26 protein-coding genes and 3 pseudogenes are annotated in these 24,586 nt (G+C 42.3%); 23 read left to right on the top strand and 6 right to left on the bottom strand.

Annotated features, from left to right (window positions below; all coding sequences use genetic code 11):
* Positions 1 to 29 precede the first annotated feature (29 nt).
* The 5 genes and pseudogenes from M3204_RS13590 to M3204_RS13570 form a co-directional block, all read left to right on the top strand.
* Positions 30 to 1,469 (top strand): annotated as a pseudogene (locus M3204_RS13590) (vitamin B12-dependent ribonucleotide reductase); the annotation flags it as partial.
* A gap of 189 nt (positions 1,470 to 1,658) precedes the next feature.
* Positions 1,659 to 2,594, top strand: coding sequence for a restriction endonuclease (locus M3204_RS13585; RefSeq protein ID WP_251482693.1), 936 nt, complete (start codon positions 1,659 to 1,661; stop codon positions 2,592 to 2,594).
* 60 nt (positions 2,595 to 2,654) lie between these two features.
* Positions 2,655 to 3,773: pseudogene (locus tag M3204_RS13580) on the top strand (vitamin B12-dependent ribonucleotide reductase); the annotation flags it as partial.
* 98 nt (positions 3,774 to 3,871) lie between these two features.
* A complete protein-coding gene (gene splB / locus M3204_RS13575) occupies positions 3,872 to 4,897 on the top strand; it encodes a spore photoproduct lyase (RefSeq protein ID WP_251482692.1) in 1,026 nt (341 codons plus the stop codon).
* Between the two features lie 93 nt (positions 4,898 to 4,990).
* On the top strand, positions 4,991 to 5,875 hold the full coding sequence (locus M3204_RS13570) for a patatin-like phospholipase family protein (RefSeq protein ID WP_251482690.1): 885 nt from the start codon (positions 4,991 to 4,993) through the stop codon (positions 5,873 to 5,875).
* Between the two features lie 38 nt (positions 5,876 to 5,913).
* Here M3204_RS13570 and M3204_RS13565 read toward each other — a convergent pair whose 3' ends face one another.
* Positions 5,914 to 6,282 carry an SA1362 family protein gene (locus M3204_RS13565; RefSeq protein WP_251482689.1) on the bottom strand — a complete coding sequence of 123 codons (369 nt, stop codon included), beginning with the start codon at positions 6,280 to 6,282 and terminating at the stop codon, positions 5,914 to 5,916.
* 330 nt (positions 6,283 to 6,612) lie between these two features.
* Here M3204_RS13565 and M3204_RS13560 point away from each other — a divergent pair, with 330 nt between their 5' ends.
* The 4 genes from M3204_RS13560 (at position 6,613) to efp (ending at position 9,301) form a co-directional block, all read left to right on the top strand.
* Complete coding sequence (locus M3204_RS13560) at positions 6,613 to 7,128, top strand: YqhR family membrane protein (RefSeq protein ID WP_251482687.1); 516 nt, start codon at positions 6,613 to 6,615, stop codon at positions 7,126 to 7,128.
* A gap of 80 nt (positions 7,129 to 7,208) precedes the next feature.
* Positions 7,209 to 7,655, top strand: coding sequence for a type II 3-dehydroquinate dehydratase (gene aroQ, locus M3204_RS13555; protein WP_251482685.1), 447 nt, complete (start codon positions 7,209 to 7,211; stop codon positions 7,653 to 7,655).
* Between the two features lie 4 nt (positions 7,656 to 7,659).
* Positions 7,660 to 8,721 (top strand): Xaa-Pro dipeptidase, encoded by a 1,062-nt coding sequence (gene pepQ, locus M3204_RS13550; protein ID WP_251482683.1) that lies wholly within the window; start codon positions 7,660 to 7,662, stop codon positions 8,719 to 8,721.
* A 22-nt stretch (positions 8,722 to 8,743) separates the two neighbouring features.
* Positions 8,744 to 9,301, top strand: coding sequence for an elongation factor P (efp, locus tag M3204_RS13545; protein WP_251482681.1), 558 nt, complete (start codon positions 8,744 to 8,746; stop codon positions 9,299 to 9,301).
* A gap of 235 nt (positions 9,302 to 9,536) precedes the next feature.
* On the opposite strand, the gene M3204_RS13540 is transcribed toward efp, so the two are convergent.
* A complete protein-coding gene (locus tag M3204_RS13540; RefSeq protein WP_251482679.1) occupies positions 9,537 to 9,899 on the bottom strand; it encodes a rhodanese-like domain-containing protein in 363 nt (120 codons plus the stop codon).
* 335 nt (positions 9,900 to 10,234) lie between these two features.
* On the opposite strand from M3204_RS13540, the gene M3204_RS13535 reads away from it, so the two are divergent.
* The 6 genes from M3204_RS13535 (at position 10,235) to M3204_RS13510 (ending at position 15,851) form a co-directional block, all read left to right on the top strand.
* A complete protein-coding gene (locus M3204_RS13535; protein ID WP_251482677.1) occupies positions 10,235 to 11,269 on the top strand; it encodes a hypothetical protein in 1,035 nt (344 codons plus the stop codon).
* A gap of 12 nt (positions 11,270 to 11,281) precedes the next feature.
* Complete coding sequence (locus tag M3204_RS13530) at positions 11,282 to 11,734, top strand: cytochrome c maturation protein CcmE (protein ID WP_251482676.1); 453 nt, start codon at positions 11,282 to 11,284, stop codon at positions 11,732 to 11,734.
* Positions 11,735 to 11,764: 30 nt separating this feature from the next.
* Positions 11,765 to 13,747, top strand: a complete 1,983-nt coding sequence (locus M3204_RS13525) for a heme lyase CcmF/NrfE family subunit (RefSeq protein WP_251482674.1) — start codon at positions 11,765 to 11,767, stop codon at positions 13,745 to 13,747.
* Between the two features lie 123 nt (positions 13,748 to 13,870).
* The gene (locus M3204_RS13520; protein WP_251482672.1) at positions 13,871 to 14,242 is read left to right on the top strand and encodes a hypothetical protein; all 372 of its coding nucleotides are present in this window, start codon (positions 13,871 to 13,873) and stop codon (positions 14,240 to 14,242) included.
* A complete protein-coding gene (locus M3204_RS13515; protein WP_251482670.1) occupies positions 14,243 to 15,250 on the top strand; it encodes a hypothetical protein in 1,008 nt (335 codons plus the stop codon).
* A gap of 94 nt (positions 15,251 to 15,344) precedes the next feature.
* Entirely contained in the window at positions 15,345 to 15,851 is a 507-nt protein-coding gene (locus M3204_RS13510; protein ID WP_251482668.1) for a TlpA family protein disulfide reductase, read from the top strand.
* 250 nt (positions 15,852 to 16,101) lie between these two features.
* Here M3204_RS13510 and M3204_RS13505 read toward each other — a convergent pair.
* The 3 genes and pseudogenes from M3204_RS13505 to M3204_RS13495 all read right to left on the bottom strand — a co-directional run.
* A pseudogene (locus tag M3204_RS13505) lies at positions 16,102 to 16,279 on the bottom strand (IS5/IS1182 family transposase); the annotation flags it as partial.
* Between the two features lie 514 nt (positions 16,280 to 16,793).
* On the bottom strand, positions 16,794 to 17,456 hold the full coding sequence (locus tag M3204_RS13500) for an SIMPL domain-containing protein (protein ID WP_251482666.1): 663 nt from the start codon (positions 17,454 to 17,456) through the stop codon (positions 16,794 to 16,796).
* Between the two features lie 123 nt (positions 17,457 to 17,579).
* Positions 17,580 to 17,732: a hypothetical protein gene (locus M3204_RS13495; RefSeq protein ID WP_251482664.1), complete on the bottom strand. Its 153-nt coding sequence runs from the start codon at positions 17,730 to 17,732 to the stop codon at positions 17,580 to 17,582.
* Positions 17,733 to 17,856: 124 nt separating this feature from the next.
* Here M3204_RS13495 and spoIIIAA point away from each other — a divergent pair, with 124 nt between their 5' ends.
* Genes spoIIIAA through M3204_RS13455 form a run of 8 tightly spaced genes read left to right on the top strand, consistent with a single transcriptional unit; the run spans position 17,857 to position 23,001 of the window.
* Entirely contained in the window at positions 17,857 to 18,780 is a 924-nt protein-coding gene (gene spoIIIAA / locus M3204_RS13490; protein ID WP_251482890.1) for a stage III sporulation protein AA, read from the top strand.
* Positions 18,781 to 19,296, top strand: coding sequence for a stage III sporulation protein SpoIIIAB (gene spoIIIAB / locus M3204_RS13485; RefSeq protein ID WP_251482663.1), 516 nt, complete (start codon positions 18,781 to 18,783; stop codon positions 19,294 to 19,296). It abuts the gene before it with no gap.
* Positions 19,297 to 19,315: 19 nt separating this feature from the next.
* On the top strand, positions 19,316 to 19,522 hold the full coding sequence (spoIIIAC, locus tag M3204_RS13480) for a stage III sporulation protein AC (protein ID WP_009794945.1): 207 nt from the start codon (positions 19,316 to 19,318) through the stop codon (positions 19,520 to 19,522).
* 14 nt (positions 19,523 to 19,536) lie between these two features.
* Positions 19,537 to 19,926 carry a stage III sporulation protein AD gene (gene spoIIIAD / locus M3204_RS13475; RefSeq protein ID WP_173401223.1) on the top strand — a complete coding sequence of 130 codons (390 nt, stop codon included), beginning with the start codon at positions 19,537 to 19,539 and terminating at the stop codon, positions 19,924 to 19,926.
* Positions 19,927 to 19,956: 30 nt separating this feature from the next.
* Positions 19,957 to 21,156 (top strand): stage III sporulation protein AE, encoded by a 1,200-nt coding sequence (gene spoIIIAE / locus M3204_RS13470; protein ID WP_251482661.1) that lies wholly within the window; start codon positions 19,957 to 19,959, stop codon positions 21,154 to 21,156.
* Between the two features lie 11 nt (positions 21,157 to 21,167).
* On the top strand, positions 21,168 to 21,797 hold the full coding sequence (gene spoIIIAF, locus M3204_RS13465) for a stage III sporulation protein AF (protein WP_251482659.1): 630 nt from the start codon (positions 21,168 to 21,170) through the stop codon (positions 21,795 to 21,797).
* A complete protein-coding gene (gene spoIIIAG, locus M3204_RS13460) occupies positions 21,787 to 22,449 on the top strand; it encodes a stage III sporulation protein AG (protein WP_251482657.1) in 663 nt (220 codons plus the stop codon). The genes spoIIIAF and spoIIIAG overlap by 11 nt, the downstream gene beginning before the upstream one ends.
* Before the next feature lie 3 nt (positions 22,450 to 22,452).
* Positions 22,453 to 23,001 carry a SpoIIIAH-like family protein gene (locus tag M3204_RS13455; RefSeq protein WP_251482656.1) on the top strand — a complete coding sequence of 183 codons (549 nt, stop codon included), beginning with the start codon at positions 22,453 to 22,455 and terminating at the stop codon, positions 22,999 to 23,001.
* Between the two features lie 91 nt (positions 23,002 to 23,092).
* Here the strand turns inward: M3204_RS13455 and M3204_RS13450 are convergent, their stop codons facing one another.
* Complete coding sequence (locus tag M3204_RS13450) at positions 23,093 to 24,574, bottom strand: methyl-accepting chemotaxis protein (RefSeq protein WP_251482655.1); 1,482 nt, start codon at positions 24,572 to 24,574, stop codon at positions 23,093 to 23,095.
* Positions 24,575 to 24,586 lie beyond the last annotated feature (12 nt).

Raw genomic sequence — 24,586 nt, 5'->3', positions numbered from 1 at the left:
GAATTAAAACCTTAGAAGGAGTTGTAGAAATGTCTGTTACTTTTGGACAAAAAATGAGCCTGAATGTTGATAGCCTGAACAATGATATCAAGTTGTTCCCGCAGGTTCACCCCATCACACCTGATATGAAACTTACCCACAAAGGCGTATCCCGATTAGTCATGCTGGACCGCTATACTTTTAAAGACACTGAAAAAATCACTCTATCAAATGGGGATTTCGTCGTCCTTACTATCAAAGAGGATCCAAAATTCCCAGCGCGCGGACTTGGATTCATACAAGATATTGATTGGGAGAACAAAAAAGCAAAAGTGCTTGTAGACGAAGAATTCCGCGGTGTGCTGGATGACCCGGAAGAAGCAGCAACCGGCGTGATCACAAAGTCACTGGACGTCATCGAAAAGCCGCTGGAGGTATTCTACGAGCAAATCGCAAAACGTAATGCGACCGGGCTTGCAGCAGTTGAAAAGACAGAGGAAAAGCGCCAGGAATGGTTCGAAAAGTTCTATCAGGAGCTTGTATCCTTGAACTTTATCCCTGCAGGCCGCGTTTTATACGGAGCAGGAGCTGACACAGACGTTACCTACTTCAACTGTTATGTAATGCCTTTTGTAAAAGATTCCCGCGAAGGAATCTCCGAACACCGCAAACAGGTTATGGAAATCATGAGCCGCGGCGGCGGGGTAGGAACGAACGGTTCCACACTAAGGCCTCGCAACACACTAGCCAAAGGAGTAAACGGAAAATCATCCGGATCAGTCTCATGGTTAGACGACATTGCTAAGCTTACGCATTTAGTGGAGCAGGGCGGGTCCAGAAGGGGCGCACAGATGATCATGCTTTCTGACTGGCATCCTGACATTGTAGAATTCATCATTTCAAAAATGCAAAACCCAAGGATCCTACGCTTCCTGATTGAAAACACAAATGATGAATCAATCAAGAGAATGGCGAAAGAAAAGTTGAAATTTACACCGATGACTTTGCAGGAAGAAGCGATGTACCAGGGAATCGTTAACTACAAGAGCATCCCGGGTTACGGTGGATTCAGCGCGGATATTATTAAATCAGCCGAAGAAAAGCTTGCTACTGGCGGCACTTATACAGTTCACAACTCAGAATTCCTTACTGGTGCAAATATCTCAGTAACACTGACTAAAGATTTTATGGATGCAGTCGAAAACGATGCTGAATATGAACTTCGCTTCCCGGATGTTGAAAGCTATGATGCTGAGACAATGAAGGTTTATAACGAAGAATGGCATAAGGTAGGCGACGTACGTGAATGGGAAAAGCTTGGCTATAAAGTACGTACCTACAGAAAAATCAAAGCAAAAGAATTATGGAACCTGGTCAATATCTGTGCGACATACTCAGCAGAGCCAGGCATCTTCTTCATCGACAATGCCAACGACATGACAAACGCACAGGCGTATGGACAGAAAGTTGTAGCAACAAATCCGTGTGGTAGAGTAGCTTAGTTTGCCTCACGTTAAAAATTGCGGAATAAAGCGGGAACCCTGAGATGGGAATCCGAACCGAAGGTCTTGGGTAAAAACAAGGTCAGGGGCAACGCATAGATGGTGAACCTGCGATAGCAGAATATAATCCATCCACGAGGCCGCAACATTACACCACAAAAAAATGGAGAGGTTTTTATGAATAGAGGCTATGCAGGCTACTATAAAGGATTCTATCTTAGAAGTTCCTATGAGTATGCATACGCCATATATCTTGACTATCATAAGGTGAATTGGACATATGAAGCAAAAACCTTTGATATAGGATATAAGATTTATAAACCTGATTTTTTCATTTTCGATCAAAATGGCTCTTTGTCAAAGATTGTTGAAATAAAATCTCGGAACAGAGAAGCTAAAAAATGCGCCAGGATGGCTTTAGAAAGAATAAAAACTCTACATGGAATAGATAGTGAATTGATTTCCTATGAAGAACTTTTAAACTTATATGAATACCTACCTTTCACTTTAAACTCTGTTATAACGAAATGGATTAAATCAAAAGATACTACTATTAACAAATCGTTATCAGGGTCATTGAATGGGCACTTTAATATAAAACATTCTCCAGCTACTAAGAGAAAAATCGGGGAGCATACAAAACAATTATGGAATTCTAATAGTCGAGCAAAACAAAGAATGTTAGACGGGTTAAAAAAATCAGGTCTTTCACAAAAAGGCAAGATCAAAACTCCGAGGGAAAAAAGAAGATGCTTGATTTGCAACTCCGAGTTTATAACCCTTGTAAGTTCCCCTAAGAAGTTTTGTAATAAAGTATGTGCTGGAAAAAGTGCAATTCAAAATGCAACTAACATATATGTTAACAAGAGAAAGGTTCTTCATGGAGAAATTAAGCAATTCATTGTCGAATGGTCAATTGCCAATTCAAGTTTAGTTTTAAGTACTCCCTTAAATAAGGTCAGTACTACAATTAGTAGTATGCTTGACCAAATTGAAAATTCATTTGGAGTTAAAGATTTAAGGGTAATTTCTAAAGCTGTTTTTGAAGTAGATCGAGGAAGAAAAGAGCTCCTATTATTTATGAAAAGTGTGTGTAATGAAAAGATATGCTGAACTAACGGGAAAAGGAACCGTTAGAACTAAGGGATAAAAAGCCTTTAGGATAACAAAATGGAACAGCCTCTTGCACCAAACTCTGTCTGCAACCTTGCTGCCGTTAACCTTGCAGAAATGGCGGACAAGGAAACAAAAACGGTTAACTTTGAAAAATTGAAGCGTACTGTTGAAGTGGGTGTGCGCATGCAGGATAATGTCATCGATGCGACTCCTTACTTCCTTGAAGATAATAAAAGGCAAGCTCTTGGCGAACGCCGTGTTGGCTTAGGCGTTATGGGACTGCACGACCTTCTGATCTACTGTGAAACGGAATACGGCTCTGAAGAAGGAAACAAGCTTGTCGATATGGTATTTGAGACAATCGCGACTTCTGCCTACAGAGCATCTGTAGAACTAGGCAAGGAAAAAGGCAGCTTCCCATTCCTTCAGGGTGGAACAGAAGATGAAACAAACAGACTGCGCAAGGCATTCACAAACACTGGCTTCATGAAGAAAATGCCTGAAGATATTCGTGGGTCAATTCTTGAGAATGGAATTCGCAACTCGCACTTGCTAACTGTTGCTCCCACGGGATCAACTGGGACAATGGTTGGGGTCAGTACAGGCCTTGAACCATACTTCAGCTTCTCCTACTTCCGTAGCGGCCGTCTTGGCAAATTCATTGAAGTGAAGGCAGATATCGTTCAGGAATATCTTGACCGCAATCCTGACGCTGATGCTGAAAACCTGCCGAACTGGTTCGTGTCAGCAATGGAATTGGCGCCTGAAGCACACGCTGATGTGCAGTGTGTCATCCAGCGATGGATTGACAGCTCGATCAGTAAAACGGTCAATGCGCCGAAGGGATACAGCGTCGAGCAGGTTGAAAAGGTATATGAGCGTCTGTATAAAGGCGGAGCAAAAGGCGGAACTGTTTATGTTGACGGCTCCCGCGATTCACAGGTATTAACGCTTAAAGCGGAAGAGAACACGATGGAAGAAGTAATCGATAAGAAAGAAAAACAAAAGCAGCATGTTGTCTTGGTAGATACGATCCACGAATTGCGTTCCACAAACGTGACGATCGGCTCTGAAGTCGGAAACACATGCCCGGTTTGCCGCAAAGGCGAGGTAAAAGAAATCGGCGGATGCAATACTTGTACAAACTGTAATGCACAGTTGAAGTGCGGTTTATAAGATTAACGAAAGAGGATGGAAATATTTTTCTCATCCTCTTTCTGCATTTCTGTCCATAATAACAATATGTAATTATGGAGTGAAATGAGGAAACCGAAATGAAAGCATTTGTACCGCAGCTTGTCTACATTGAGCCACAGGCGCTGGAATATCCCCTTGGCCGTGAGCTAAAGGAAAAGTTTGAAAAGATGGGGCTTGAAATCAGGGAGACAACTTCTCATAACCAGGTCCGAGGGATTCCGGGTGAAAATGACTTGCAGCAATACCGGAATGCGAAGTCGACTCTCGTTGTCGGTGTCAGGAGGACATTGAAGTTCGACACTTCCAAGCCGTCAGCTGAATACGCCATTCCGCTGGCGACTGGCTGTATGGGACATTGCCATTACTGTTATCTCCAGACAACGCTTGGAAGCAAGCCATACATCCGTACCTATGTGAATCTCGATGAGATATTCGAGCAGGCCCAAAAATATATGGATGAAAGGAAGCCTGAAATCACAAGGTTTGAAGCAGCTTGTACATCGGACATTGTTGGGATCGATCATTTGACGCATGCATTGAAAAAGACAATCGAATTCATTGGCCAGACTGAATATGGCCAATTGCGGTTCGTAACAAAGTATCATCACGTCGACCATTTGCTTGATGCAAAGCATAATGGCAAAACCAGATTCCGTTTCAGTGTCAATGCTCGTTACGTCATCAAGCATTTTGAACCAGGGACTTCTTCTTTTGACGAAAGGCTTGAAGCAGCAAGGAAAGTGGCGGGAGCGGGTTATCCACTTGGCTTCATCGTTGCTCCGATTTATATTCATGAAGGCTGGAGGGAAGGCTATCACGAATTATTTGAAAGGCTTAGCCATTCACTTCAAGGAGTTGATCTTACTGGATTGAGTTTTGAACTGATTCAGCACCGATTCACTAAGCCTGCTAAAAACGTCATCCAGAAACGCTATCCAAAATCGAAGCTTGAAATGAATGAAGAAAAGCGAAAGTACAAATGGGGGCGCTACGGCATCGGCAAATACGTTTATCAAACGGATGAAGCAAAAGAACTTGAGGAAACGATTCGCGGATATATCCACTCATTTTTCCCTGAAGCGGAGATACAGTACTTCACATAAACGAGAAAAATTTTTAACTTGTACGCCGTACTATTTTATAAAATGAGCGCTTAAAGATGTATCAATGGGATAACATCGACGGGAGTGGCTCATATGTATATAGACGGCGTTTTTTCCGGAGGAGGAATCAAGGGATTTGCATTGATTGGAGCCTGTGCTGCAGTCGAGCAGAGGGGATTCAGGTTCAAGCGGGTAGCAGGGACGAGCGCCGGATCATTGGTTGCAGGTCTGCTGGCTGCGGGCTATTCAAGCGCAGAAATGGCCAGACTTGTGGGTGAACTGGATCTGAAAAAATTTCTTGATTCCAGAAAGTCGATCATTCCAACAGCGCTGACTAAATGGCTGTTTGTATACTGGAGGCTCGGACTTTATAAAGGTGATGAACTCGAGTGCTGGATTGCTGAAAAGCTGGCAGCAAGAGGTTTGCGCACGTTTGGAGACCTTGCTCCGGATGCCTTGAGAATAATCGCATCTGATTTAACGAATGGCCGGCTTTTGATTCTTCCCGATGACCTGCCGAAGTATGGTATAGACCCAAGAACTTTTCCGGTAGCAAGAGCGATCAGGATGAGTTGCAGCCTGCCTTTCTTTTTTGAACCAGTAAAACTGCGAGATCGTGTTGGGACAAATATCGTCGTGGATGGAGGAGTGTTGAGCAATTTTCCGATGTGGCTGTTTGATAAGGAGAACGTCAAAAAGGTCCGCCCGGTACTAGGTGTCAAGCTCAGCCATCACTTAACACAGCAGCCAACGAATAAAATCAAGAATGCATTGCAAATGTTCGATGCTCTATTCGAGACAATGAAGGATGCGCATGACTCGAGATATATTTCACGAAAGCATGAAAAAAATATTATATTCATACCGACAGAGGGTAATTTGACAACAGAATTCCAGCTGAATGATGAAAAAAAGCAAGAATTGATTGAACTTGGGAGGAAGAATGCGGATAAATTTTTCAAATCATGGTGTTATTAGGGAAAGGCGTTAAATGATACAAATAAAAAAAATCGAGCTTAAAACGAAGCCCGATTTTTTTTCTTGCTTTTTTTTCCGTCAATGACGGTTAAATGGGACGCATCTTTTTTCTTCCGTGCTGATGCGAGCGATCTGATTTTTGAACGTTTAGAGGAAACATTTGCTTCTTTAGCCTGGAATCGTTTTTTGGATCGCTTTGCTGCTTTTTGGAATGCTCGCTGGTGTTGCTTTCCGGGGCTGGATCCAGAAAAACGCCTAACGAGAAAATAAATCACTGCACCGATCACCGCGATTACAGCCAGTGTTTTAAAGACACCGACAGGGTCGTTCCACAATTTAGAGAAAATACCGATAACAGAAAGGACAATAAGCCCTGAAACAATATACATAGAAGTTCGATTCTTCAAAGAAAGCCACCTCCCTACAAGCATCATGAGCATTTTTTTCGTCTTTTAAACTTGCCATCGTTTACTTTATACAAATTCTTCGATTTTATACTCTTCTCCTGCTTCTTTTTCCTTTTTTAGAAATGCTTAAACGAGAGATTATAACCTCCACATCGCCTTCTGCCTGACAAGGCTGCCAAAAGCACTGGAATTCTGTTTATATACTTAATTTTTATTTTACTAAAAAATAGCAAAAACCTCTATATCAAAGACAATCCTAGCACGACAATTTTTCCAGTTCATGCAATTGAATTAGTTCTCCGGGACATACTAAAAACGGAGGTGCAATTAATGGCAGAAAATCAGGAAAACCTTGAACAAAATCAACGAGAAAAACCAATGTCTTTTCTGATGATGACGATCATCACTGGCTTGTTCGGCGGGATTTTGTGGAGCTCCCTGGCTTACTTAGCTTATGTCTTCAACTTTACGGAAATCAGGCCAAATGTCATTCTTGAGCCATGGGCTTTGGGGAAATGGAAAGAGCAGTGGCTTGGCACGGTGATTTCGATAATTGCAATTGGTCTTTTTTCTATCGGTGCTGCGCTCGTGTACTATGCAGTTTTGAGAAAGGTCAATTCGATTTGGGCAGGAGCAGCATTTGGGTTGGCTCTATTTTTACTTGTATTCTATGTTCTTAATCCTATTTTTCCAGGGATAAAACCATTCTGGGACCTTTCGAGAAACACACTGATTACCTCTGCTTGCTTTTATGTCCTCTATGGAGTATTTGTAGGCTATTCAATATCCTATGAGGAAAACGAAATACGCAACAGGGGAAAAAATCATAAGGAAGTTACCTCTTGAGCGAATCCAAGTAGTTTTCGTTAAAATAGTTGTGATAGAATGTTCTTATTGAACATTCTTTTTTTTACGGGAGCCTTTATATGAAAAAAATACTTTTGCTTAACGGTCCTAATCTGAATCGCCTGGGGAAGAGAGAGCCAGGAATATATGGTGTCAGTACGTTAAGGGATTTGGAGGACAGGATGGTTGAACTGGGCGTTAAAAGCCAGATAGAGATCATCTGTTTCCAATCCAATCATGAAGGGGAATTGATTGACAAACTCCATGAGGCGGAGGACACTGGTATAGATGGCATTATATTTAATCCTGGAGCATATACGCATTACAGCTATGCAATCAGGGATGCGATAGCAGGAATAAACTGTCCCGTTATCGAAGTACATATTTCAAATGTTTATGAAAGAGAAGCGTTCAGGCACAAATCGGTGATTGCTCCCGTCTCAAAAGGACAGATTGCCGGACTTGGCCTGCTTGGCTATGAATTGGCGCTTGAAGCATTCAAAAGGGAAGAAAAAGGGGAGGAATAGGGTTATGGAAAAAATTCAAAAATTGCGAGAAAGTTTTGCAAATCTCGGTATAGATGGCATGCTTGTCACAAGCGATTTCAACCGCAGGTATATGACCGGTTTCACAGGTTCTGCAGGCATGGTATTAATCAGTGCTGAAAAAGCGTTGTTTATTACAGATTTCCGTTATACAGAGCAGGCTGCAAAGCAATGCGAAGGCTACGAAGTTGTCCTTCATAAAGGATTGATCCAGGACGAAGTCGCTGCTCAGGCCAAAAATCTGGGAATCAAAAAGCTTGGGTTCGAGGAAAACCATGTTACATATTCTTCATATAAAACATTTGATAAGGGTATTGAAGCTGAGCTTGTGCCTGTATCAGGTGAAATTGAAAAGTTACGCTTGATTAAGACCGATTCAGAGATTAAGATATTAAAGGAAGCAGCAGCTATAGCAGATGCTGCGTTTACACATATACTTGAGTTTATCCGTCCAGGAAGAACAGAGCTCGAGGTGTCAAATGAACTTGAATTCTTTATGAGAAAACAAGGAGCTACTTCTTCTTCATTTGATATCATTGTAGCCTCAGGCTATCGTTCAGCCCTTCCGCACGGTGTGGCAAGTGACAAGGTGATTGAAACGGGTGACATGGTAACCCTTGATTATGGTGCATATTATAAAGGGTATGTATCTGATATTACGCGTACATTAGCTGTCGGCAGCCCTGGGGACAAGATGAAAGAAATTTACGATATCGTTCTTGAAGCCCAGCTGCGTGGCATGGCAGGCATTAAGCCAGGCATGACTGGCAGAGAAGCCGATGCGCTTACAAGAAACTTTATTACCGAAAAAGGCTATGGCGAATATTTCGGACATTCCACAGGACATGGAATCGGCCTCGAAGTACACGAAGGACCTGGTCTTTCATTCAGATCAGATACAGTCCTTGAACCAGGAATGGTTGTGACAGTGGAGCCGGGAATCTATATTGCTGGCCTTGGCGGAGTAAGGATTGAGGACGATACCGTAATTACACTGGACCATAATGAGTCCCTTACACATTCTACTAAAGAACTCATCATACTTTAAGACGACACTAGGAGGACTAACAATGATTTCAGTTAACGATTTTCGTACGGGTTTAACAATTGAAGTGGACAATGGCATTTGGCGTGTACTTGATTTCCAACACGTAAAGCCAGGAAAAGGAGCAGCTTTTGTACGCTCCAAGCTTCGTAATCTTCGTACTGGAGCAATCCAGGAAAAAACATTCCGTGCTGGTGAGAAAGTAGCTAAAGCACAAATCGAAAACCGCAAAATGCAATACCTATATGCAAGCGGAGACCAGCACGTATTCATGGACAATGAGTCCTATGAGCAAATCGAATTGCCAGGAGCTTCTATCGAGTATGAATTGAAATTCCTTAAGGAAAACATGGAAGTATATATCATGCAATTTGGCCACGAAACTCTTGGAGTAGAACTTCCAAATACTGTTGAGTTAGAAGTAACTGAAACAGAACCAGGAATCAAAGGTGATACTGCTTCTGGCGGAACTAAGCCTGCAATCATGGAAACTGGTCTTTCTGTTCAGGTTCCTTTCTTCATCAACCAGGGTGACAGACTGATCATCAACACTACTGACAGTTCATACGTATCTCGCGCATAACCCTGATACGCAAAAAGCTTACTTAAAAAGCAGACTTCAGGCTGTAGACAAACTCGATGAAAATCGAGCCTTGTTTACAGTCTTTTATTTTCTCTGAATATCGGTCTGTTCATATCCGTTCCGGGCAGTTTATGAACAAGCCTTACTTTAAAAGGCCTTAAGAAAGTCTAGAGTTTTGGTCCCGGAAACAAAATGCAGAAAAGAGAAAAGCATCTCAATGAGATGCTTTCTTTTTTTATTGCTCAACGTCATATTTCCATTCGTTCATGCCGCCGGTCATATTATAGATATTTGAAAAACCTTTTTCGGCAAGGATTCCGCTGGCTTGGGTGGAACGGTTGCCGCTGCGGCAAACAACAATGTACTTTTTATTTTTGTCGAGCTCAGAAACCATGCTGTCAATTACTTGTAAAGGGACTAGCTTAGCGCCCGGTATGTGTCCTGCGGAAAATTCTTCAGGAGTTCGCACATCGATTACTTCAACTTCCCCATTGTCGATCATTTCCTTTGCTTCATCGACTGAGACATCTGTATAAGAAGCCCCGGAACATCCAGTAATAAATAGAATGAACAAAAAGGCAGCTGCTATCTTTTTCATTTCGCGTTCTCCCCTTCTAAATACTAATACAGGTATTCTACATCAAAATTGCTTAAGAAGGTATAGACAAATTGTGTCAAGGATGTATGAGGCAGTTGTCCTAATAAATTAGTTTTCACTATAAAGAACATCTTTACATGAGCTAACACCAATGAATGGCAATCTTGACAAAATTGTTATGAATTTTTGACGATTTAAAAACGTTTTTCGTTGGGTAACAAAATGTTCAAGAGTCCGGCCTCAAAAAAGGATATGAAGACTCTATAGTTATATGTATGAGGGATATAGTAAAAAACAGGGAGAGATAAAATATGAAAAAAATGAGGAGGGTCCCTATGCGAAAAAAACTTCTTTTTCTCATCTTGGCCATCACTTTTTCAGGATTAGTTGTACTTAATAGCGCACATGCTGAAGGGGTTTTTGAAGCTGGAAAATTCCCCTACAAAGAAATGCAGATCCAGGTAATGCCCGAATTTGACTATCCTGAAAACTGGCCAAAGGATGAACCATCATTACTTATAGGATATTACGGAACAATCGTGAATAAAACAGGCAAGGATTTTAGCGGCTCGATTGAATTCCCTCTCCCTATAAAAGACAAAAATTTCAGTGTCTACTTGATTGCTGAATTTCCAGATGATAATAAACCAGAAGTACAAAGGCCCTATAAAATAAATGAAGAGAAGGGTACTGTCGTTTGGCAGCCGGGAAAACCAATTAAGCAGGAAGAGAGCTACAACTTCGTTATTGAATACTATGCCAATCCTATTCAGGCAGATGGACCAGATAAAAACTTCAACTTTGAATTCATTCCACCAGCTGAAATCGAAAAGCTAGACCTCATCTTTTACACTCCATTAAATTCACAGGAGTTTAAGCTTGAACCATCACCAGTTACTTCTACCGAGAGTGAATATGGACAAGAGCTTCATCATTATCAGTATGAAGATGTTAAAAAAGGAACTGTTCTCAAACATTTTGCTTCCTACAAAAAGGAAGGCAATGAGTCTGCGTTGTCGATAATCAGCAAAATGAACCCTCCAACTGATGATAACCACAATGGAACAGCCGCGGCTCAAACAGAAAAGAATAATGCTGGTTCAAAGGAAAGACCGATTATTGATGCGGTAGGTGCCATTATCATTGGTGTTTCCATTGTAATTGCAGGGGGACTGGTATTCTTTGGGCTGAGAGGGAGCAGAAAAACTCCTGCAGTACGAAAATCCCAGAAAGGTTTTAAAAAGAATGTCAAAAGCGACGGAAACAAAGTGACGACTATAGCAGAGGAAAAGAAAAATCTCCGTTCGATGCTTTTGAATGGAAAGATTGATCAAAGGACTTATGAAGAAAAAATGAAAAAGCTAATTTAAGAGGTGGATGGGATGAAAAAGAATACTTTAGTTATGGTTGGCGGATTTGTGTTTGCGATTGCGATTGTATTTTTATTGATGGCTGCTACCCCAGGGTCCAGCGGCATAGAACTAAAACTGAAGGATTTATTGGAAAACCAGGAGAAATACAAGGATGATTTTGTAACTGTTGAGGGTCTCCTTGTAGAGGATTCTGTTAAGTGGAATTCACAAAAAATACAATTGCAATTTGACGTTAAGGATGCGGAAGGAAATAAACTGCATGTAATATTTGACGGAGTTAAGCCAGATAATTTCTCTGAGGGTGTAATTGTTATTCTTCAAGGTCACACCGGCAAGAAAAATACTTTTATGGCTGAATCAGTGAAGACAAGGTGTCCTTCAAAGTATGAAGGGCAGGATATGGAGAATTATGATCCTGAACTGCATGAAGATAAGCTTAATCAAGCTCCAGATAAGAAGTAATAAGGCCAATGACATAAAGAAGGTGACAAAATGTATTTAGTCGGAAATGCTTCGATATATATTGGGTTGATATTAGCGATCTACTCCACGGTGATCATTATGTTCGGGATCATCACTAAAAAACAAAAATTGGTCGACAGTGGTAAAGCAGGCGTTTTAGCAGTATTCATCTGCACTTTAACTGCTACAGGGGTAATGCTTTATCTGCTCGCAACCTCACAATTTCAATATGAATATGTACGTGATTATACCAGCAGCGAGCTGCCGCTTTTATACAAACTCAGTGCCTTATGGGCAGGCAATTCAGGATCACTTTTGCTGTGGACTTTCTTCCTGACCATGTATACCGTTATGATAGCTTTTTCAAGGAAGATGAAAGGAAATCCTATGGTTCCTTACATTTCCGCCATCTTGCTGACTAATTCAATTTTCTTCTTTTTCATTCTAGGTTTTGTGGCAAAGCCATTCGTGCTGCTGGATCAAATTCCAGTGGAGGGCAGGGGGTTGAATCCCATGCTGCAGAATCCGGGCATGATTGTGCATCCAGTCACTCTATACCTTGGTTATGTTGGTCTTGCAGTGCCATTCGCATTTGCGATGGCTGCCTTGATTCTAAAGAATATGGATGATTATTGGATCAAAATGACACGCAGATGGACGATTATCGCGTGGCTGTTTTTGAGCCTTGGAAACATTTTAGGTGGGCAATGGGCCTATGTCGAACTAGGCTGGGGCGGATACTGGGCATGGGATCCGGTTGAAAACGCATCCTTCATGCCATGGCTGACGACGACAGCTTTCCTTCACTCGGTGATGATACAGGAAAGAAAAAACATGCTAAAGGTTTGGAACATCAGCTTAATCGTCATCTCTTATGCTCTTACTCTATTCGGGACTTTCCTGGTAAGAAGCGGAGTACTTACTTCCGTCCATGCTTTTGCTGATTCAAATCTTGGCATGTATTTCCTGCTCTTCATGGGTGTAGCCGTGATTGGTGCCTTATATGTAATCATGAGCAGGTATAACTTGATCAAAAGAAGTGCAGGTGAATTTCAATCCTTCATTTCGAAAGAAAGCAGTTTCCTGATCAATAACCTCTTACTTGTAGGGGCAGCATTCGCTGTATTCTGGGGTACTATTTTCCCGCTTGTATCGGAAGCTGTTCGAGGCACTAAAGTAACTGTTGGTATTCCGTTCTTTAATAAAGTAGAGGCGCCAATACTCCTTTCGATGATGTTTGTGATGGCGGTCTGCCCTCTTCTTGCCTGGCAGCGTTCCTCCATGAAGAATTTACAAAAGAACTTCTTGCTTCCTGCATTCCTAAGTATTGCTGCAATGACCTTGATGGTCATGATGGGACTGCAAAAAGCATGGGCAGTAATCGGGTACGGAGTAATTGTATTCTTGTTTATTACACACTACTTAGAGTTTTATAGAGGCGTCAGAGCAAGGAGGAAAATGACTTCCGAAATGCCTCCAGTAGCATTATACAGGCTGATGATCAAAAATAGGCGCAGATATGGAGGCTATGTTGTCCATATCGGAATCGCTTTTATCGCAATGGGGATCATCGGTTCACAAAACTATGATATTGAGACGATGAAAACTCTTAAACTGGGAGAATCTTTAGACGTAGAGGATTACCGGATCACCTATGAAGGTCTGGACCAGAGAACGGAGGACATCAATGATATTGTTTTTGCCAATTTAACAGTATTTAAAAATGGCAAAAGGCTTGGTGTTTATCAGCCAGAAAAGGTATTCTACGGAAATTGGGAGGAGCCTTCTTCTGAGGTAGCCCTTATAAGCTCGGTTGCCGAGGATTTGTATATCGTCCTTAGTACGTGGGAGGAAGACGGTACGGCCACCTTCATCGTAAAAGTAAATCCGATGATGAATTGGATATGGCTTGGTTCAATTTTGCTGGTAATTGGTTCTCTATTTGCTGTCTGGAACGGCAAATACCAGAATATTACTCCTAAATATACTGGTGTAACGAAAGAGGTGGCCTAGAGTATGAAAGCCAAACGCTCTGTTCCCCTGCTAATTCTCCTGCAAACCTTGCCAGTTCTCTCGGCACAATCGAATGCTGCCGAGTAATTGCGACTATGACTACAAATTTAGGATGTGAACTGTATGGAGGATTTCTCAGTCGTTTCAATGATATTTACTGCAATACTCACGCTGGGCTGCATATTCCTGGTTTTAGTGCCTTTGTTCGGTTGGGATTCTTATTTTACCGTAAAAACCAGCAACAGCTTCTCGCCAAACGAAAAGGAAGTGTTAATGACCACATTAAATGAAATAGAATTCGAATATAACATGGGTAAATTATCCAAAAAAGATTACATGGAGTTGAAAAAACAATACGAATTACAAGCTGCAGCCGTAATGAAAAATGAAGCAGGAATTGTAGAAACATCTTTTGATCAAAAGCTGCTTGATGATGTAGAGAAGGAGATTCAACAAGCAATGCTTCAATATAAGAAAAATAAAGGAGAGAGTTAGATGAAAAAATTAATGATTTTCCTTCTGATTTTCTCCTTTATCCCGATTGTCAATGCCAATGCAGCTCTGGTTCAAAAACCTACAGTGGATATGCATTACATTGTAGTGAATCCTGCAGATGACGGGACAATTCAAATCAAGCATATGGTGAACTACACGAATGCCGGGCAGGAAGAATACAAAGGTGACAATGAAACAGATGGTGTTCTTTCTATCCCGCTCCCGGCAGGGGCCATGGATTTGCAGGTGCAGGATCAGTCATTAGATATCAAAACGACCGAAAAGGGTTTCGTTACAGGTAAACCTATCCCGCCTAAAGAAACACAAGTTATTCCATTCAGTTATAAGATGCCAGCAGGGGTGCCGATAATAGTGAAATTGGATTACCCGCTCCAAGTCATGCAGGTACTTATTCCGGAAGGGGCTGGGAGTATACGGGTGGAAGGGGCAAAAAGCAGCAACGCTGGCTTGATGCAATTTGAAGAGAAGAACTTCTGGCTATATAACGTTGAAGGGATTCAAGAGGATCAAGAAATAAAATTATTTTATGACAAAAATACTCAGCCTGCCCAGGATGGAACTGAATCAGGAAATGGAGAGCAGGCGGCTGCCGATGCCGGCAAGGACAGCACTGAAAATGTGACAAGAAATTCTCCGCAGTTCCACAATCCAGGACATGTAAGATTATGGTATCAATCACCTTTGAAAAAATTCAACCCGCATATACTTTTAATCGTTCTCGGTGCGATTTTAACAGCAGGAGCAATTTACTTTTCCTACTTCAAATGGAAAGCCAGGCTCCAGGACCAGAAAATAGGCAGCGATAAAGAGGAACAGCTTTTTCAACAACTAATAGCCCGACAAAATGCGATTATGGATAAAATTCTTGAGCTTGAAGATTCCTACGCCGAAGCAAAGGTTAGTGAAGAAGATTATCAGGCTAAGCTGAGCGCTTATAAACAGCACCTGGTTAAAGTTAAGCTTAACTTGCGTAATTTCATTGAATGATCCCGTGCCTAGCGATGGGAATTCATTAAAGCCTCATGTAATTTGGTGTTATCATTTAAGGCAAAAATCTCGTTGCTGCTTAGGGGGTATTTCCATGGCAAATAAATTCTTAAAAATATTTATCCTGCTTTTAACTGTCGGAGCTTTTGCGTATTTCGCCCTGAATTTGAATAAAGGCGAAACGGCCAGAGGAGTTGGGGAAGAGGCATATAACTTTGAACTTGAAGATATCGAAGGGGAGAATGTGAAACTTTCGGATTTTAAAGGTCAGGTGACAATCCTCAATTATTTTGCCACATGGTGCGGTCCTTGTGTGGATGAAGCACCGGAGCTCGAAGCATTTGATCAGGAATACGGAAAAGATTTTAAACTGTTGATCATCGACCTTGGAGAAACAAGGGATCGTGTTAAAAAGTTTATTGATAAGCATGAAACTACATCTACTTATTTATTTGATTTTAAACAGGACGTTTCAAAAAAATATGGGGTCATTGGGCAGCCGGAGACATTTATCATCGATAAAAATGGAATAATACGTGAACATTATAAAGGTCCTATTACTAAAGATGAACTATATGAAATGGCTAGTAAATATGAATAAAAGCCGCCAAAGATCAAAACCCAGGCAAATAGCCTGGCTCAGTTTGGAGACAAAAGGGGTTCGGAATGGTCTCATTCCGAACCCCTTTTTGATCATAAGGTATTTACATGAGGATAGAATCCTCTTAACTTCAGTTTCTAGTCCATTGCCGGCCCTCTCCATGTCCAGTTGGCTGCTTTTAATATTCAAGGCAGCGAAAATAAGCATCACCTGCATGGACAATTTTTCAAGGGTTCCTTAGGGTTGGCGGGCGAATGCCAAAGGTATATTGAATATAGGTGAGTTTGATTAAAATAACAGAATCTATGCTCGGACGGCCTACTTCAGAATACACATTCTCACCAAGTCATAAATGGAAAGAGATATCAAGTGTGGCTTCCATTTTACGGACTAAGTGTCACGAGGAACTAGTTGGTCTAAAGCACCATCTCTAATTGGTCTCGCTTAATTGGATGATTTTTTAGAAAGCATTTTCTTCACCCCAAGCTTTTGAAAAATCTGTTTTAAAATAGACTTGGGTTAGTTCCACGTTAAGCTTAGAAGCCCTGTTGATTGGAGTGGAAGGCGCGTAGACTCCTGCGGGATCAGCTGGACAGGTGAGACCCCGCAGACGCCAGCGGCGGCGAGGAGGCTCAGCGCCGGCCCCGCGGAAAGCGAAGCGCCTGGAATGGAAATCAACAGCCCCATTTTCTCCTCCAAACTAAAAGACTGTAGACAAGTTCGATTTTCATCGAGTTTGTCTACAGTCTGAAAGCCAGGCAAATAGCCTGGCTTTTTTGCGAGATAAGAAAGCATAAATACCACTTCGAGAAATGTCCAGCTTCAGCGCCTAGCCCCTCGAGTCGCTTCGGTCCGCCCAATGAAGTCAAAGAACGACTTCACCGGTCGGCCCTCCAGCGCTTGTCGGGGCTGACCAAGGCGCTTCCGCTTTTCTTAACATGTTTAAGAACTCAGATAGGTGGCTGTTACAGTAGCTTTAATTTCGAGTTTTCCTGGCTCAATCGGAGTACCGCTGCTTCCGCTCTTATCAAAAGAAGCGACTAGGAAAGGACCTGGGACCGTTCTTTGAGTTTCTTCTTGGATAGATAATGGATAGATCCGTGTACTGATCCCGATAGTTTTTGATATTGTCTGGGCTTTTTTATAGGAATCAATTACCGCCAGCGAAAGGGCTTGATTATAATACACCTGCGGTTCACCGACGGAAAATTGGATATTCATGACCTCGTTTGCACCATTTTGAACAGCAGTGTCTATGACTGCACCTGTTTTATCAGCATCGCGAATCGTAATGTTGAATAAGTGGGTTACCCTGTAACCTTGAAATAACTGCTTTCCATCTTCGTAAGTGTAAATAGGGTCGATTCGAAAATCAGCTGTCTTGATATCCTCTTTGGAGATTCCTATCCCTATAAGTGATGATAGCATTCCGTTTGCTATTTCGGCATTGGAGCCTTGAGCCTCTTGAAGATTTTGGCTTTCTGTCCGTACACCAAGAGTAGCCGTTGCCCTGTCTGGACTTGCGGTTATCGATCCTTCACCGCTTACAATGATTTTCCTTTCACTTTCTGCAACCCTGAATCCGTAGTATAGCCCATTATTCATTTGAAATCCCTCCACTTCATCCCTCTTTCTCTCTATGTTTATGATTGCTTCGGACTTTCGATAACAACCTTAAACTTTGCGAGGGCGGGAAGAAAAACCTTTGCTAAGGGACTTCAAGCGATATTACTCTCCTGCTCCAACGGATTTATCAGTATCATTTTTGTTGTTATATTTTGTATCCGCCATCGGAGATTCCTTTGGGCTTCTTGCCCCTCCAAGGTAAGTTGCGAGATCTTCTCTTTGAACCTTCTGGAATTTTTGGTGGTCTTCATTCATTTTTTCTCACTCCTTTCCTTATTATTCTTTTCTTTTGATTAAGCATCAATTCAGGAAATCTGCCCGTCATAAAGTGGCCAAGCAGGCATACATATTTAATAAGCGTATGTCAGGAGGATCAATGATGGACGATATCTTATCTTTTTTGCCGAAACGTATTGCGGATTTGCTGGATACAGTGCCTCCTAATGACAAAGATGGGATGGAAGAGGTGCGGATACGAATCAACCGTCCGCTCGAAGTAACGGTGAGGGGGAAGCCTCAATTCTTGCCGTATATTATTCCCCCCGAGGATGCAGTCCAGCTGTTGAATAAGCTCGGGCATTTTTCTATGTATACATTGGAAGAAGAACTGAAACGCGGATATATTACGATTGCTGGTGGCCACAGAGTGGGGCTTGCAGGCAAGGTGATCCTGGAAAATGGGTCCGTGAAGGCAATCAGGGATATATCTTCTTTTAATTTCAGGATTGCCAGGGAAAAAATAGGGATTGCCGAGCCGCTGCTGCCATTTTTATATCAAAATGGCTGGAAGCATACGATGATCATCGGTCCTCCCCAGACAGGAAAGACTACATTGCTCAGGGATATAGCAAGGATGATTTCCAGTGGGGTGCCGGAAAAAAAGCTTCCGCCTCTAAAAGCTGGTATCGTCGATGAAAGATCGGAAATTGCCGGCTGTGTAAAAGGGGTACCACAGCTTACCTTCGGACCAAGGGTAGATATTTTGGATTCTTGTCCGAAAGCTGAAGGCATGATGATGATGATTCGTTCAATGAGTCCTGACGTCCTTGTAGTGGATGAAATCGGCCGCAAAGAGGATGGTGAGGCAATCCTCGAAGCGGTGAATGCAGGCATAAAGTTAATCATGACAACGCATGGGGATTCCCTGGAGGATATCCAAAAACGCCCGACATTAAAACCAATCCTCGAGATGGGGATTTTTGATAGATTTGTTGAACTTGCGAGAATTTCAGGCCCAGGAACAATTACTTCTATTAAAGACGCTAACGGCAAAGAAATGCGGCAAAAAGTGAGAGTGACTTAAATGATAAAAATAATCGGCGCTGTGATGATCATCTTGGCCACGACTTGGACAGGTTTTGAAGCATCAAGGCATTTAAGCGAACGTCCCAGGCAGCTTCGGTTGTTGAAGTCGGCACTGCAGTCGCTGGAGGCGGAGATCATGTATGGCCACACCCCGCTGCACGAGGCATCGAGGAAGCTGGCAGCACAGCTTTCAAAGCCTTTGTCCTGGTTTTTTGAATCCTTTTCCAAGAGGCTGACTGAATCGGAAACAACGGTCAAATCTGCATGGGAAGAGAGCCTCTCAGAAGTCTGGAAGCTAACGGCATTCAAACAGGGAGAATTTGAAATCATGAAGCAATTTGGGGAGACGCTTGGAAGGCATGACAGGCATTCACAGCAAAAACAAATTCTGCTTACCATCTCCCATCTGGAACGAGAAGAAACAGATGCCTGTGAGAAGCAGATGAAATACGAAAAAATGGTGAAAAGCATCGGATTTTTATCAGGCTTATTATTAATCATCTTACTGATGTAGCGTTTAGGAGGAGGACAAGATGGGTCTAGAAGTAGATATTATTTTTAAAATAGCAGGTGTGGGAATCGTAGTTGCCTTTTTGCACACCATTCTCGATCAGGTAGGGAAAAAGGAATATGCGCAGTGGGTAACATTGTTTGGATTCATCTATATCCTTTTCATGGTTGCTTCGATTGTCGATGATCTATTTCAAAAAATTAAATCAGTTTTCCTATTTCAAGGGTAAGGGAGGGCTTTGCCATTGAGATCCTTCAAATAACCGGGGTAGCACTGATTGCAACGTTTCTCGCGCTGATCGTCAAAGAACAAAAGCCTAACTTTGCGTTTTTGCTGATTGTTTTTACAGGCTCAGCCATCTTTCTTTTTTTAGTTGATCAAATCTATCAAATCATCTCGATGATCCAGAAGCTGGCGGCCAACGCAAAAGTGAATCTGGTTTATGTGGAAACGATCCTGAAAATCATTGGAATCGCCTATATCGCCGAGTTTGCGGCCCAGATTACAAAAGATGCAGGCCAGGGGGCGATAGCCTCAAAAATAGAATTAGGCGGCAAAATCCTGATACTGGCTATGGCAATACCAATTCTCACAGTAATGATCGAAACAATCATTCGCTTAATTCCGGGCTGATATCAAGCCTTGTAACGATGAGGTGAAAAAATGAAGCAGCGTCTGCAGTTCATACTCGGCACCATACTTAGCTTACTCTTTTTTTTCAGTCCGGTTGTACAAGCTGCCGGTGACGAAAATGCAACGAATCCATTGATTAATCCAGACCATATTGCAAAAGCACAGCTGGAGAATCTCAATATCGACGAACTGAAAGGCTTCTGGGAGGATATTCTCAATAAATATGATGGATATTTGCCAGAAAGCCAGAAAGGCAGTTTATATGATTTCATCAGCGGAGAAAAAAAGTTTTCACTGAAGGAATGGTTCAAAGGAATTTTCCAATTTGCGTTTCATGAATTCATAGTCAATGGGAAATTGCTTGGATCGTTGATTTTGTTAACCGTATTCAGCATGTTTCTCCAGGCTTTGCAAAATTCATTTGAGAAAAGCACGATCAGCAAGGTGGCCTATTCGATCGTGTTCATGGTCTTGATCATCATTGCTCTGAACAGCTTCCATGTCGTTGTAGACTATACAAATGACGCGATCAGCACGATGATCCAGTTCATCCTTGCCTTGATTCCGCTTCTGCTAGCCTTGATGGCAACCTCAGGCGGCATGATATCGGCAGCATTTTTCCATCCTGTTATCCTTTTCATGATGAATACGAGCGGGATGTTTATCCAGTATGTCGTGCTGCCGCTGTTATTTCTATCGACACTGCTGAGCATTGTCAGTATATTGTCTGAGCAATACAAGGTAACGCAGCTGGCTAGTATGCTGCGGAACTGGAGCGTAGGCCTGCTTGGTATATTATTAACAGTTTTCCTTGGGGTCATTTCTGTACAAGGGGCTTCAGCTGCAGTGACAGATGGGGTGACCGTCAAGACGGCGAAATTCATCACTGGAAACTTTGTACCTGTTATTGGCCGGGTATTCACCGATGCGACCGATACAGTCATCAGTGCTTCGATGCTGCTGAAGAACACGGTCGGCCTTGCCGGAGTAGCCATTCTCCTTGTGATCGCAGCCTTTCCTGCCGTCAAAATCCTTATGGTTGCGTTTATCTATAAATTCGCTGCAGCCATCCTACAGCCTTTGGGAGGCGGTCCTGTTATTACCTGCCTTGATATCATCAGCAAGAGTATCATTTATGTATTTGCAGCATTGGGCATTGTATCGTTGATGTTTTTCCTGACAATTACAGTCATTATCGCGGCTGGAAATTTGACGATGATGGTTAGATAAGGGGGATAAAAATGGACTTCATTAAGGAATGGATTACGAATATTATCATTTTCATCCTCCTGGCGACTGTTCTTGATATGCTGCTGCCAAATTCAAGCTTTCAGAAATACACGAAAATCGTCACAGGACTGATTCTGATTGCCATCATCCTGTCACCGGTCATGAAAATTTTCACCTCGGATTTCGAAACGGCGATTACGTCAATGGCAAAATTTAATAGTCAGGAAGATGAAAATATAAAAAATTCAATAGAATTTAAGAAAAAAGAAATACAAGCATCTCAGCATGCATATATTTTAGAAACAATGGCTGTCCAATTGAAAACAGCCGCAGAGGAGGAGTTGATGGAGCAGCAAGGAATGGAGATTGCTAATATCGAGCTTGAAGTAAATGATCAGGATCAGCGGCCTTTCCCTGAAAACCTGGAGTACGTCATCGTGCATGTGAAAAAAGCCGAAGATGAGGGAGAGACTGTGGCAGTAGTAAGAGAAGTAGAAATTGATACGAACGCACCCCTTCCATCAAAACAAACCTCTCAGAATACAGATCAAATATCTTCTCTTCTGTCAGAAAAATGGAATGTTCCTGAAAAGTCTATTCAAATAATGATAGAAGGGGGGAGTGACGAGCATGGACAATGAGAAAGGTCCTTTAACCTGGCTTAAAAAGCAATTAGGCACCAAGGACGGGCCGCCAGGAAAGAAATCCGGCAAGTACCAGTACCTGATGATTGTAGTTCTTTTCGGAGCAGCAATCATGATTGTGGGGAATATTCTTGGCGATCAAAACCCATCCAATGCGGTCGTGCCTGCCATGAAAGAAAACGAGACAGAAGAAGATGCCGCAGTGTTTGGACAGAAAAAAACGGCAGGAAATGACGTCATTTCCGAATATGAAGAGGCTTATGAAGCCCAGCTTACGGAAATGCTTGAAGGAATTAATGGCGTCGGGGATGTGACGGTATTTGTCAATATCGATGCTACAGAGAAAAAAGTACTGGAAAAAAACACGGTCATCCAGTCTCAGACAACGGATGAAACAGATCGTGAAGGCGGGAAGCGGAAAGTGGAGGATGCCTCCAAAGATGAACAGCTGGTAATTATCCGAAACGGAGAAAAAGAGGTTCCCATAGTACTTGAGACAAAAAAACCGGAAATAAGAGGTGTCTTGGTTGTTGCTAAGGGTGCCGAGAATATACAGGTGAAAAAATGGATCACGGAGGCAGTCACAAAGGCTTTGGATGTTCCGAATCACCGAGTGGCAGTAATGCCTAAAAAATCTAAGGGGGATTAATAGATGTTATTAAAAAAGCAAACTGTATGGTTATTGACAATGTTGAGCCTTGTAGTCGTATTATCGGTGTATTATATCACTTCTCCAGAGCAGCAAAAGGGCGGAGAACTTGCAGGAGTCGAAGAGACTAAGACAGACAATAAGGAAACTGCAGCAACTGAATCAAAAGACGGCACAACAGTTATCTCTGGTATTGCAAGCGATGAGAAGTTTGAAGCACTTCGTATGAAGCTAGAAGAGCAGCGTACAAAAATGAAGGAAGACCTGCAGACAATCATGGCCTCTACTGACCTCCCGGCTGAAGAGCGCAGCGATGCGATCGAAAAAATGAACGAGCTTGACGAAATCGCCCAAAAAGAAGGAGTCCTTGAGACGTTGATCAAATCAATGGGCTATGATGATGCCTTGGTACGTGCCGATGGAGAAAAAGTAAGAATTACTGTTAAGGCAAAAGACCACTCAGCATCTGCTGCCAATGAAATCATCCAGATGGTAAGGACAGAGCTAGGTTCATTACAGCCAGTAGCAGTTCAATTCGAACCGGTTAAATAAATGAAAAGCTGCACCGCCTGGGTTATTCACAGTCTAAGTTGAATAGAATACATTCTAATAAAGTGAAAAAGGGAAAGCGGATGCTTTCCCTTTAACTTTGCTGTAATTTCAATAGATTATCCAAGGATCCATGGGCGACTTCCACTGACTTGAATAATTGTTCATGATGCTCGCTTTGATTTATCGCTGCGGATGAAATTTCCTCCAGCGCTGCGCTTGCCTGCTGGATGACTGAGCTGAAGCCGACAATAGTGCTTTCGATAGCAGTTGAAGAATCCAGGATGTTTCTGGTCAATTTATCCTGCTCTGAAATATCACTTTTAAAATTTTTGAAGGTTTGATGGATTGTTTCGAAGGCTTCCATAGTTTCTGCTGCCAGTTCCAGGTTTTGCGTAAGCTTTTCCGCTGTAAGGTTTACGCCATCCTTTGTCTTGGACGTATCACTCATGACACTTTTTAAGTTATCGGTTATCTGGGTGGCCGTATTGCTGGTGATATCTGCAAGCTTCCGTACCTCTTCAGCGACGACGGCGAATCCTCTTCCGCTATCCCCTGCCCTGGCAGCCTCAATTGATGCATTAAGGGCAAGCAGATTGGTCTGGGATGCAATTCCCTGGATGTCTGAAGCAAAACTGGCTGTTTCTTTTACCAGGGTTGAAAGTGAAAGAATATGCTCATTCACGGACTGCATATTCTCGTAGGAGGCAGTAAGTTCTGAGATGAGGCTTGTCATCAATTCATCGCCTTTGTCAGAAACCTTTTCAGCGGCAAGTGCATCCTGATGGAGCTTCTCCACGAGCGCAGATGTCCGGGAAATCACCTGGTTCGTCCTTTCCAGTGTTTGGGTAATGTCGACGACCGAATCGGACTGGACATTGATTCCGGCAGAAATCTCTGTTACTGAATGGGTCATCTCAATTGAAGACTCGTAATTTTCACGGCTCTTGAATTTTACTTCATCTATTAGGTTTGCTATGCTTTTTGTATTAGTCTCGATTATTTTCCTTGTTTCTAAATCTTTCATCAGCAATGCTTCTGATTCCTGTTGGGCTGCAACAATCGTTTCAGCAAGTTTTTTTGATATCGAAAATTGGAAGCTCAGCATGACAGTGACCAACATATATAATAGATAGATCGTTACATAATTTTTCGTCTCCAAAGGCAATTCGTGCTTGTGCATTATTGTGAACAGCGTAATGATCATGAAGCCGAGGCCGGAAGCCAGCATGAGAATTTTCCTGTCCATGTAAATGGCGGCTGCCGCAAGGATAAAATAAAGCAATATATACGCAGTCGGCGATACACTCGTCTCCATGATCATGAACAATACTCCTGAGACAATGACGACAGAGAGATAAGGTATGTAGCTGGTAAGCTTTTTAAGGAAATGGAGCATACCCACTATTGCGACTCCAGTTCCGCCGCCGGCAATGATCGAGAGAATCACCGCAAGTTCTTTCTTCATCGCAATATCAACAACCGCCGCCAGAAGAACGGAAATGAAAGTTGCTTTAACGATCAAGGCATTCTTTCTATTCAGGTCGTCCATTTTTATATCTTCAATATTTTTCATTCAATGTCTTCT

The organism is Mesobacillus subterraneus (assembly GCF_023715485.1).
GTDB classification, from domain to species: Bacteria; Bacillota; Bacilli; order Bacillales; family Cytobacillaceae; genus Mesobacillus; species Mesobacillus subterraneus_B.
The sequence above is the reverse complement of the archived record's forward strand: the minus strand, read 5'-3'. Positions and strand labels throughout refer to the sequence as shown.